Origin of the sequence: Pseudorhodobacter sp. W20_MBD10_FR17, from assembly GCF_052119765.1 — a bacterium.
Lineage (GTDB): Bacteria > Pseudomonadota > Alphaproteobacteria > Rhodobacterales > Rhodobacteraceae > Pseudorhodobacter.
The window spans coordinates 63,194-74,140 of sequence record NZ_JBGQOQ010000022.1 but is presented as its reverse complement, the minus strand read 5'-3'; the positions used below and the strand labels follow the sequence as shown (position 1 = coordinate 74,140).

The window sequence follows — 10,947 nt, the reverse complement described above, 5'->3', positions numbered from 1 at the left end:
GCCGTCAACACCATGATTTATATACGAAATACCACAATCAGGATAGCAAAATCAGAGATTTACTTGGGGAATGCGGGCTAATGGGACCTATGGCGGGGTGTTTGGCGGCACACAGGCGTCCAGCGTGGCGGGTGCGGTGCAGTTGGGCTCAGTCTATAACGCGGCCGATACGCAAATAAGCGGAGCGCTTGAGCGCGGTGTCTTTGTGTTGGACCAATGTGGGTTAACCGCAACGGCGGGCGGAGATTGCCTTGGCACGGCCCCCTAACGTGGTGTGGCCGATGCGGACAGCTTTGATTTCCGGTTTGGTTGCCACGTCATTGGTGGCCGCACTTGCTGCGGCGCAAACCGATGTGCCCGAAGGGTTTAGCGCCGTCAGCCAAACCAATGCGCGGCAGATGGGGTTAGAGGCCATTCGGCAAGGACGACCCGATTCTGCGGCCAAAATTGCGCTGGCGCTGCTGAAGGCCGACCCGACAGATAGTTTTGCCCTGTTCATGATGGCAACCAGCCTGAGCCAGTTAGAGCAACCCAAAGCCGCCGAAAAGGCGGCGAAACAATCCTACCGCCATGCAAAAACGCCGGAGCAAGAGTACCAGTCGTCTTATCTTGCCGCCAACCTTGCGTTTCAGCGCGGCGCATTAATGACAGCCCAATGGTGGCTGCGCAAATCGGCCGAGGCGGCACCGGATGAGGCCCGCAAGGCCAAAACCGTAGAGCTGTTTCGGGCGGTACGGGCGCGCAACCCTTGGCGCATCAATCTGGCCTTTTCGGCGCGCCCGTCCGATAACGTAAACAACGGTAGCTCGGGCAAGTTTAACATCATCGACGGGTTGCCTTTTGTCGGGGCACTCAGCGCAGATGCACAGGCAGTTAAGGGCGTGGTAACGGATGGCGCTGTAAGCCTAAGCTACCGGTTGCGGCAAACAGAGCACAGCGAAACCGTTTTGGGCACAGATCTTTCCGTGCGCCGCGTGCATCTGTCATCCGCAGATAAGGCGCGTTTGGGCGGCGACCCCGGCTTTGGGTCAAACCGGATTGGCGTGACGTTACGCCAAGACTGGCAGCCAAAGGGCAGCCGCCACCGCTTTAGCGTTGAAGGTGAAGTCGGCCGCCAGACCTATGAAAGCGGCCGTGATTACAGCTTTTACGGCCTCAGCCTTGGCCACCGGATGCCGCTGGCAAGCGATCTGATCCTTGCCAGCTCAATACAGGTCGAGCAGCGCTCAAAACAAGACTTGCCGCACGGCGACCGCAGCTTTGGTTTTCGCAGCACCTTGCTGAAACAACGCGCCAACCAAGACATGATTACCTTTAGCCTGTCGGCAAACCGTTTTGACACGCAAAACGCCGGACGGTCCGCCAATATCCTCGGCGCGCAGGTCGGCTATACATTGGCCAACCCAATTGGCACCATTGCGCTAAGCGCGAGTTTCGGTGTGCAAAAAAGCAGCTATGCGGGCTATGCTTTGGCGGGAATGGCTGTGCCGGGCGGGCGCAGCGACACCACAGGCTTTGGCGAAATGCAGTTTCAGTTCAATGAGGTAAGCTATGCAGGCTTTGCCCCCGTGCTAAAGCTGCGGCATGAGATGACGCATTCCAACGTCAGCCGGTTCGAAGCCAAAGAAACCTCACTTGTGGTGGATCTGGCCTCTAAGTTTTAGGGAACAGTGCCTCGCCTTTCCTGAATTTTGGCCTATAGTCAGGCATAGAATTAGGAGACAAAAATGGCACTAACATATCTGCACACGATGGTTCGCGTGAAGGACCTTGAAAAATCCATGGCGTTTTACAAGCTGCTGGGGCTGGTGGAAACCAAGCGTATGGACAGCGAAAAGGGCCGGTTCTCGTTGATATTTATGGCCCCGCCAGAGCAGCTGGAATGCCCCGTTGAGCTGACGTATAATTGGGATGGCGATGAGGGTTTGCCAAGCGATGGCCGCCATTTCGGCCATTTGGCGTATCGCGTGGATAATATCTATGAACTCTGCGCGCATTTGGCAGCGAATGGTGTCGAGATCAGCCGCCCGCCGCGTGACGGGCATATGGCCTTTGTGCGCAGCCCCGATAACGTGTCGGTAGAATTGCTGCAAGCGGGCGACCCTTTGCCGCCTGCCGAACCATGGCTAAGCGCGCCGAATATCGGCCATTGGTAACCACCAAAGGCGCCGGTTTTCACTAAAAACTGGCGCCTGCCGCTGGGGCCACCGTGCCTTCGGCGAGGATATTTGTACCAAAGAGAATGCGGGGGCTTACGCGTTCAGCAGCGCCATGGCGGCGGCGTGAATATCCGCATTCGCTGCGGCAAGGATTTGGCCCCCTTGGTGGGCGGGTTGGCCCTGCCAGTTGGTCACGATGCCGCCCGCCGCCTCTATCACTGCGATGGGCGCTTGGACGTCATAGGTTTGAAGGCCCGCCTCGATCACCAGATCAACCTGCCCTGCCGCAAGGAGCGCGTAGCCGTAACAATCCATGCCGTAGCGCACCAGCCGCACATTTGGCACAACGCGGCGAAAGGCAGCGCATTCATCAGGGGTGCCAACCTCGGGGAAGGTTGACAGCATAATCGCCTGCGATAAGGGGCGGGCCGAGCGGCAGCGCAGTTGCGACAGCCCCATCGGTCCGGTCACGGTTGCCATGCCAAAGCCACCTTCAAACCGTTCTTGGATATAGGGCTGGTCGATGATGCCGTAGATTGGGCCGGTTTCATCTGCGATGGAGATGAGAACCCCCCAAGTTGGCGTGCCAGAGAGATAGCCGCGCGTGCCATCGATAGGGTCAAGCACCCATGTCAGGCCCGAGCTGCCCGTGGTGGTGCCAAATTCCTCGCCTAAGATGCTGTCATGCGGACGGCGGTGCTGCAAAATTGCGCGCATCGCCTGTTCACTGGCGCGATCAGCCACGGTGACAGGGTCAAAATGCGTGGTTTCTTTGGTATCGGCCATCAGACCCGGTTTGCGGAAATGCGCCAGCGTGGCTGTGCGGGCCGCATCGGCAAGCTCGGCCGCTGTGGCCCGAATATCGGCTATGTCAGATTGGGTTAACATGGTTTTCTCCGCAAGCTATTTACCCGCGCTAGCCCGTTGTGCAGCGCGGGTCAACAAAAAGCAGAAGCTGGTTCAGGCAACATCGCTCAGAACGCGGGCCAGATCAAACAAGCGGCGGCGTTGTGCCTCGGGGATGGCATAGTAAGAGCGGACCAGCTCCAGCGCCTCTTTATCGGCCATCATATCGCCTTCGACACCGCGCGGCGTTTCACGCGCGTCATCAAGCCCCTCAAAGAAGAAGCTGATTGCCACGCCAAGTGCTTCGGCAATATCCCAAAGGCGCGAGGCCGAAACACGGTTCATGCCAGTTTCATATTTTTGAATCTGCTGAAACTTGATCCCGACTTTATCGGCAAGCTGCTGCTGTGTCATACCCACCATCCAACGGCGGTGGCGGATACGCTTGCCGACATGGGCGTCAACAGGGTGTTTCATCAGGTACTCCATCTAATTAATCGTATTACCCTATAACAAGCAAATATCGTGCCAAATTTTTCATTGCAAGCATTCCAACAAAAACCTAACCTTTTAGATAGGTCCACCTAACCCTAAGAATACAGGTTTACACGACACGGCCCCAATCTCCCGCTAGATGCCCAAAGCGGCCCACACTCGCCACTAGCGTGTTTCCCATTTTGCATTGCAAAATGCAAACAATTCCGATGCGCGTTGTAAAATGCGATAGCGCATCATCTGGCAAAACGGCTTCTTATAAGGTAATCTTCAAGGGCAATTCAGGCAGGGACCCCACTAAAATGCGTGCTTTTCGTCTAGAGACCATCGGCCAACCTGCGCAACTGCGCGAAATCGCCCCGACGCCCCCCGGCCCAAATCAGGTTCAGTTGCGCATTCGGGCCTGCGGGTTGAATTTTGCCGATTTGCTGATGATCGCAGGCACCTACCAAGAGCGCCCTACCCTGCCCGCCACACTCGGGATGGAACTTGCCGGCGTGATTGAAGCGCTGGGTGCGGATGTTAAAGGCCTTGCCATTGGCGACAGGGTTGCTGTGTTTGCGGGCCAAGGCGGCTTGGCCGAGACAGGCTGCTTTGCTGCGGATGCGTGCAGTTTAATCCCGGATGGTATGGGGTTTGATGAGGCGGCGGCCTTTCAAATCGCCTACGGCACCAGCCATCTTGCGCTGGACCATCGCGCGCGGCTGCAAGCGGGGGAAACCTTGCTCGTGATGGGGGCGGCAGGCGGTGTCGGACTGACGGCGGTAGAGATTGGCAAACGTATGGGCGCGCGGGTGATTGCAACGGCGCGCGGCCCGGACAAGCTGAAGATAACCAAAGCCGCAGGCGCGGACCATGTCATCGACAGCGAGGCCCCAGATCTGCGCGGCACGCTCAAGGCGCTTGGCGGGGTAGATGTGGTGTATGATGCCGTGGGCGGCCCCGCGTTTATGGAGGCCCTGCGCGCGACCAAACCCGAAGGCCGCCTGATCCCGATCGGCTTTGCCGGAGGCGAGGTGCCGCAAATTCCGGCTAACCTGTTGCTGGTAAAAAACCTAAGCGTGATAGGGCTTTACTGGGGCGGCTACCTGAAATTCGCGCCACAAACCTTGGCCACCAGCATGCAAACCCTGTTTGGCTGGTATCAGGCAGGCGGTCTGCGCCCGCATATCAGCCACCGCTTTCCCCTAGCCCAAGCGCAAGAGGCGCTCGACTGCCTGCGCGCCCGCAAATCAACCGGCAAGATCATAGTCACCATGCAAGACGACTAAGCGCACCAATTTCATCTTGGCAAAAATACCTCCGCCGGAGGCAGCCCGAAGGGCTTGGCTTGCCTCAATCAGCCGCGTGCAAAAACACCGGAGCCTTCATGCTGGCGGGTATCTCTGCCCCCAAACGTGAGAGAATAGTCGGGGCCAAACTCAGCTGATCCAACAGCACGTCACGGCTTGGCCCTTTGGCGGGTCCGAAATAATAGAGCGCGAAATCCTGCTGGTCTTCGCCCGTGCCGCCGTGGTGGCCGCGCATTGACTGGCCGTGATCGGCGGTCACGATCACCTCATACCCCGCACGCCGCCACCGGTCGATCCAAGGGGCAAGTGTCGCGTCAAGCGCATAGACTGCATGGTCCATCTCGCGGCAATCATGGCCAAAACGGTGCCCCATACTATCCAGCGTACAGGTGTGCAGCATGCCGTAATTCAGACCAAAGCGCTCGGTCAGCATGGTCAGCGTCGCGAATAGGTCATAGTCTGCGGGGGTGGCCTGATTGATCAGGTTATAGCCGTACATGCTGTGAAAGCGGCCATGGTTGATCGTTTGGCTGGCAGGCTCATCATATTCCAAATCGCAGACAGGATCGAACGGCGCGCGATTGAAAAACTCGGACCAAAAGCTGTGGGCGACAGCCCCCGTGATGCCGCCGCCTTTGCGGGTCTGGCTGAAAATATCGGGCTGTGACAGACGCTTAACCGCCTCATTCCCCCAAGTGCCATGTACCTGCGGCGGGGTGCCAGTGTGGATGGTCGCATAGCAAGACGCCGAAGTAGAGGGCAGCGTGGCCCGCATTTTCCACACCTGCGCCTCCCCTTGGGCGACCCAGCCCTCTAGGTTGCCAAACAAGCGGCGCCAATTGCGGTAGGGCACGCCATCAAGGATGATCAGCAGGAGTTTGTTTTGCATTACAAGGGCTTGTCACTTGGACCAAAGGCGGGTGCCTCCGGCGGGGATATTTAAGAACAGATGATGGTGGGACGGCGGGGCTAGTTGCCCGCCGACGCCATTTTGCGGTTTGCGATTGTGCGTTCCAGCCAGCCCAATTCCATTTCAGGAACCGAAGAGAGCAAAAGATCGGTGTAATCATCAAAGGGCGGGGTCAGCACCTCGGTCTTGCTGCCGTAGCGTACGACGCGGCCTTGGTACATCACCGCGATACTGTCGGCGATGGCGCGGACAGTGGCCAGATCATGCGTGATGAACAGATAGGCCACGTTTTCGCGCTTTTGCAGGCTGAGCAGCAACTTAAGGATGCCATCGGCCACCAGCGGGTCGAGGGCCGAGGTTACCTCATCACAGATGATCATCTTTGGTTTGGCGGCCAGCGCACGGGCAATGCAGACACGTTGTTTTTGGCCGCCCGAAAGCTCGGCAGGATAGCGGTCGATAAAGCCCTCGCCCATCTCGATGTCATCCAACAGCTCTTGGATGCGCTGCTTTTTCGCAGCACCGCGCAGGCCGAAGTAGAACTCAAGTGGCCTGCCAATGATGGTCCCAACGGTCTGGCGCGGGTTCATCGCGACATCGGCCATTTGATAGATCATCTGCACCTCGCGCAGATCATCGCGGGTACGTGCCTCAAAATCCGCAGGCAAGACACGGCCATCAAAGGTAATTTCACCCGACGATGGCGGCAACAGCCCCGTAATCACACGGGCGAGTGTAGACTTGCCAGAACCGGATTCACCTACGATTGCAAGGGTTTGCGCCTCGGGCAAATCCAGCGTGATGTTTTTCAGCACGTCGAACTTGGTGCCACGGTAGCGCGCCGTGACATCGCGCACAGAAAGCACAGGCGCACCGACAGATTTTTCATGGTGGTTGATCGAGCGGACCGAGACCAAGGCCTGAGTATACGCTTCGGACGGCGAATTGATGATATGGTCCGTGGTGCCATATTCGATGGTATGACCGCCTTGCAGCACCAAAATATGGTCAGCAATCTGCGCCACAACAGCCAGATCATGCGTGATATAAAGTGCTGCAACCCCAGTATCGACAATCGCCTTTTTGATCGCGGCCAGCACTTCGATCTGTGTGGTCACATCAAGCGCGGTTGTGGGTTCATCGAACACCACCAGATCGGGTTTCGGGCAAAGCGCCATCGCCGTCATCACCCGTTGCAACTGACCGCCCGACACTTGGTGCGGATAACGGTTGCCGATGGTTTCGGGTTTGGGCAGGCCAAGCTGGCGAAACAGGGAAACGGCACGCTCTTCGGCCTCGGCCCGCGTCATCAGCTTATGGTGGAGGGTGGCTTCAATCACCTGTTCCATCAGCTTTTTCGCAGGGTTAAAAGCGGCGGCGGCGGATTGGGCAACGTAAGTCACCTCATGCCCGCGCAAAGCCCGCAAGCCCGCAGATCCCGCCTTTAAGATGTCGCGCCCGTTGACGAACACCTCGCCCCCAGTGATGCGTACCCCGCCACGCCCGTAAGCCATTGACGACAGGCCGATGGTCGATTTACCCGCACCGGATTCGCCGATCAGGCCCAGCACTTTGCCCTTTTCAACCTTGAACGACACGCCCTCAACGATGGTAATATCGCGCGGCGGCTCACCCGGTGGATAGGCTGTCGCCTCGATTTTCAGGCCTTTGACCTCTAACAAGCTATCGCTCATCCCCGGCCCCCTTTCAAACTGGTGGTCCGGTTCAGCACCCAATCGGCAACCAAGTTAACCGAGATGGCGAGTGAGGCAATGGCAAATGCAGGGATCAAAGCGGCTGAAATGCCGTAAACGATACCCTCTTTGTTTTCTTTCACGATGCCGCCCCAATCGGCCAGCGGCGGTTGCACGCCAAGGCCAAGGAAGGACAGCGTGGAAATAAACAGCACCGCAAAGATAAAGCGCAGGCCCATTTCGGCCACAAGCGGCGTCAGCGCGTTGGGCAGGATTTCGCGGAAAATAATCCACATTTGCTTTTCACCGCGCAGGCGTGCGGCCTCTACATAGTCCATAACTGTGATGTCTACGGCCACAGCGCGGCTTAGGCGGAACACGCGCGTGCTGTCCAAAACGCCCATCACGATGATCAGCACCGGCAGCGATACCGGCAGCACCGACAGCACAACAAGCGCCGAAATAAGCGAAGGAATCGACATCATCAAATCGACAAGGCGGCTGAGGACTTGGTCAACCCAGCCCCCCTTAACCGCGGCAAAGAACCCCAAAATCGACCCCATACCGAAAGACAGCATCGTCGCAGCAGCCGCGACGAAAATCGTGGTTTGTCCGCCCCAGATCATCCGGCTCAGCATATCACGCCCGATGGTATCGGTGCCCAGCCAATGTGCGGCAGATGCCGGTTCCCAGCTGTCGCCAACAATTTCGGCCATGCCATAGGGGGCCAGCCAGCTGGCGAAAATTGCCGCGCCGAAATAAAGTGAGGTAAAGAAAAGCCCGATCAGGGCTGGGAGTGGAATACGGGTCATTTCGGATGCCTCAAACGCGGGTTGGCAAGGATTGAAACCACATCCGCCACCAAGTTAAGGCCGATATAAACAGCCGCAAAGACCAAGCCGCAAGCCTGCACCACAGGCACGTCACGTTTGGACACGTGGTCTACAAGGTACTGGCCCATGCCCGGATAAACGAACACAACTTCGACCACGACGACGCCCACCACCAGATAGGCAAGGTTAATCATGACAACGTTCACCACAGGCGCAATCGCGTTGGGGAATGCGTGGCGGGCGATGATGGTAAACTTGCGCAGGCCTTTGAGTTCGGCAGTTTCAACATAGGCCGATTGCATCACGTTCAAAATGGCGGCGCGGGTCATCCGCATCATATGGCCCAGCACGACCAGCACCAAAACCAGCACCGGCATCGAGACGGCATAGAGCTTTTCGCCAAAGGTCATGCCCTCATAAACGGTGGCCAACGATGGAAACCAATGCAATTGCACCGACAGGAAATAAACAGCGATATAGCCGAGCAGAAATTCGGGCACTGAAACCGTAGCCAGCGTGATGGTTGAGATCACACGGTCGGGCCAGCGGCCTTGATAGCGCACCGCAATCAACCCCAGCAAAATTGCCGCAGGCACCGCGATCACCGCCGCACAACTGGCCAAAAACAGCGTATTGCCAAGGCGCTTGCCCATGGCAGTCGCGATATCTTGGCCATTGGTCAAGGCTTTGCCAAGGTCGCCATGCATGATGCCAGCGAGCCAGTTCAAATAGCGCACAGGGGCAGGAATATCGAGGCCAAGTTCCGCGCGCAGATTAGCGAGGGATTGCGGGGTTGCGGATTGGCCCAGAATGCTTTGGGCCACATCGCCGGGCAAAATTTGGGTGCCGACAAAGATCAGCACGGACGCTGCCAGTAGCAGCAGGAGGCCCAGCGCTAAGCGCTGGGCAACCAATTTGAGTATCGGGTGCATACCGGGTTATGCCAGCCAGGTTTTATGCGAGACGAAACCGTCCATCATTTCCTGGTTCGGGTTATGCTCCCAGCCCACAACGCTCTCGGCATGTGCCTCGACAAAGTCGTTGAACATCGGGCAAATCACGCCGCCATCATCATTGATGATATGCGCCATTTTGCTGTACAGCGCTTTACGCTTGGCCGTATCGGTTTCGGCACGGGCCTCAAGCAGCAGCGCATCGAATTCTGGGTTGTTGTACTTGGTATCGTTCCAGTCTGCTGTCGACAGATAGGCGGTGGACCACATTTGGTCTTGGACCGGACGGCCACCCCAATAAGACGCACAGAACGGTTTGACGTTCCAAACATCCGACCAATAACCATCGTCTGGCACGCGTTTGATGACCAGCGGAATGCCCGCAGCCTCGGCCGATTGCTGGTACAGGGCCGCCGCATCAACAGCGCCCGGGAAGGCGGCGTCGGCAACCAGCAGCTCAATCGGGCTGCCATCATGGCCAGATGCCTTGTAATGCTCGGCCGCTTTAACCGGATCATAAACCCGTTGCTCCAGCGCTTCGTCAAACAGCGGATAGGCCGCATTGATTGGGGTGTCGTTGCCAACACCGCCGTAACCATCGAGGATCTTATCAACCATTTCCTGACGGTTGATCGCAAATTTCAGCGCCAAACGCAGGTCTTTATTGTCAAATGGGGCAGTGTTGGTGTGCATGATGAACACGTAATGGCCACGGCCCGACACGTTCTCAACAACCACATTCGGCGCACGGTCCAACAGCTTTGCCACCTTCGGCTCTACCCGGTTGATAGCGTGAACCTGACCCGATTGCAGCGCCGATGTTTTGGCGGTGGCATCATTGATAACCAAAATTTCTACGCCATCGTAATAGCCACGATCTGCGTGCCAATCCTCCGCATTCTTTTCAAACGCAAAACGCACGCCCGGCTCTGCGCTGGTCAGCTTGTAAGGGCCGGTGCCGATTGCGGCGGTCGGGTCATCAAAACCACCATTTGGCTGGATCATCAGGTGATAATCCGACAGCAGAAACGGAAGGTCGGCGTTGCCGGTTTCTAGCGTCAGGATGACAGCGTTGCCCTCAACCTTCATGCTGGAAATGCCCTTCATGATGCCTAGCGCACCCGATTTGGACTCGTCGTTAGAATGGCGCAGATAGGTTTGCAGCACATCGTTCGCTGTCAGGTCTGCACCATTGTGGAATTTAACGCCCTGACGAATGTTAAAGGTCCATTCCGTGCCTTCGGCATTGGACGACATCGATTCCGCTAGGCTGAACTCAATCCCGCCATCTGGCGTTACGTTGACAATGGTATCGCCCCACTGCTTTTGCACCGCAAACGGAACTGAGCTGTCGGCCACACCCGGATCAAGCGTATCCGTGGTTTCACCGCCGCTGATACCCATTTTCAGGATACCGCCTTTTTTCGGCTCTTGGGCCAGTGCACGGCTGCCGGTCATTGCCACCGCGCCAAAGGCCGCAGCCGTGCCCATAAAGCCACGGCGGCTTAGGCGGGCGGCATCAATTTTGTCGATCAGTTTGGCTAGGTCGTCTTTCATTCGTATCTCCCTGGTCAGCATTAGCTGTTTTTTTGTTGTCTGTCGGATCAATAAACTCGGTAAGATCGTTTCCGGCAACAAATTCTTTTAATTTGGCCCCGAAAATATTTTTCGCTTCAGTCAAAACTGACGTAGCAGGTGCAGTAAATTCTTGGCCCAGCCTGCGCCAGTTTTGCGGCACCATAAGTACTTGATAGCGCTATCTTGG

General features: G+C 57.1%; 12 protein-coding genes. 4 read left to right on the top strand and 8 right to left on the bottom strand.

Translation table 11 applies throughout. The annotated features are described in order from the left end of the window. Window positions 1-70: 70 nt before the first annotated feature. The 3 genes from ACEN2J_RS14685 (at window position 71) to ACEN2J_RS14675 (ending at window position 2,156) form a co-directional block, all read left to right on the top strand. Entirely contained in the window at window positions 71-268 is a 198-nt protein-coding gene (locus ACEN2J_RS14685) for a hypothetical protein (protein ID WP_442106855.1), read from the top strand. A gap of 13 nt (window positions 269-281) precedes the next feature. Then, window positions 282-1,664: a surface lipoprotein assembly modifier gene (locus tag ACEN2J_RS14680; protein ID WP_442106854.1), complete on the top strand. Its 1,383-nt coding sequence runs from the start codon at window positions 282-284 to the stop codon at window positions 1,662-1,664. Window positions 1,665-1,727: 63 nt separating this feature from the next. Continuing rightward, complete coding sequence (locus ACEN2J_RS14675; RefSeq protein ID WP_442106853.1) at window positions 1,728-2,156, top strand: VOC family protein; 429 nt, start codon at window positions 1,728-1,730, stop codon at window positions 2,154-2,156. Between the two features lie 96 nt (window positions 2,157-2,252). On the opposite strand, the gene ACEN2J_RS14670 is transcribed toward ACEN2J_RS14675, so the two are convergent. Continuing rightward, complete coding sequence (locus ACEN2J_RS14670) at window positions 2,253-3,047, bottom strand: inositol monophosphatase family protein (protein WP_442106852.1); 795 nt, start codon at window positions 3,045-3,047, stop codon at window positions 2,253-2,255. A 72-nt stretch (window positions 3,048-3,119) separates the two neighbouring features. Then, window positions 3,120-3,482, bottom strand: a complete 363-nt coding sequence (locus ACEN2J_RS14665; protein ID WP_442106851.1) for a helix-turn-helix domain-containing protein — start codon at window positions 3,480-3,482, stop codon at window positions 3,120-3,122. Window positions 3,483-3,802: 320 nt separating this feature from the next. Between ACEN2J_RS14665 and ACEN2J_RS14660 the strand changes: the two genes are divergently transcribed. Further along, complete coding sequence (locus ACEN2J_RS14660; protein ID WP_442106850.1) at window positions 3,803-4,771, top strand: NADPH:quinone oxidoreductase family protein; 969 nt, start codon at window positions 3,803-3,805, stop codon at window positions 4,769-4,771. Window positions 4,772-4,835: 64 nt separating this feature from the next. Here the strand turns inward: ACEN2J_RS14660 and ACEN2J_RS14655 are convergent, their stop codons facing one another. The 6 genes from ACEN2J_RS14655 to ACEN2J_RS14630 all read right to left on the bottom strand — a co-directional run bounded on the left by ACEN2J_RS14655 (window position 4,836) and on the right by ACEN2J_RS14630 (window position 10,923). Next, window positions 4,836-5,681 (bottom strand): alkaline phosphatase family protein, encoded by an 846-nt coding sequence (locus ACEN2J_RS14655; protein WP_442106849.1) that lies wholly within the window; start codon window positions 5,679-5,681, stop codon window positions 4,836-4,838. 80 nt (window positions 5,682-5,761) lie between these two features. Further along, the gene (locus tag ACEN2J_RS14650; RefSeq protein ID WP_442106848.1) at window positions 5,762-7,396 is read right to left on the bottom strand and encodes an ABC transporter ATP-binding protein; all 1,635 of its coding nucleotides are present in this window, start codon (window positions 7,394-7,396) and stop codon (window positions 5,762-5,764) included. Beyond that, the gene (locus ACEN2J_RS14645) at window positions 7,393-8,208 is read right to left on the bottom strand and encodes an ABC transporter permease (protein ID WP_442106847.1); all 816 of its coding nucleotides are present in this window, start codon (window positions 8,206-8,208) and stop codon (window positions 7,393-7,395) included. The genes ACEN2J_RS14650 and ACEN2J_RS14645 overlap by 4 nt, the downstream gene beginning before the upstream one ends. Then, complete coding sequence (locus ACEN2J_RS14640) at window positions 8,205-9,161, bottom strand: ABC transporter permease (protein ID WP_442106846.1); 957 nt, start codon at window positions 9,159-9,161, stop codon at window positions 8,205-8,207. The genes ACEN2J_RS14645 and ACEN2J_RS14640 overlap by 4 nt, the downstream gene beginning before the upstream one ends. A 6-nt stretch (window positions 9,162-9,167) precedes the next feature. Beyond that, on the bottom strand, window positions 9,168-10,739 hold the full coding sequence (locus tag ACEN2J_RS14635; RefSeq protein WP_442106845.1) for an ABC transporter substrate-binding protein: 1,572 nt from the start codon (window positions 10,737-10,739) through the stop codon (window positions 9,168-9,170). Continuing rightward, the gene (locus tag ACEN2J_RS14630; protein WP_442106844.1) at window positions 10,702-10,923 is read right to left on the bottom strand and encodes a hypothetical protein; all 222 of its coding nucleotides are present in this window, start codon (window positions 10,921-10,923) and stop codon (window positions 10,702-10,704) included. The genes ACEN2J_RS14635 and ACEN2J_RS14630 overlap by 38 nt, the downstream gene beginning before the upstream one ends. Window positions 10,924-10,947 lie beyond the last annotated feature (24 nt).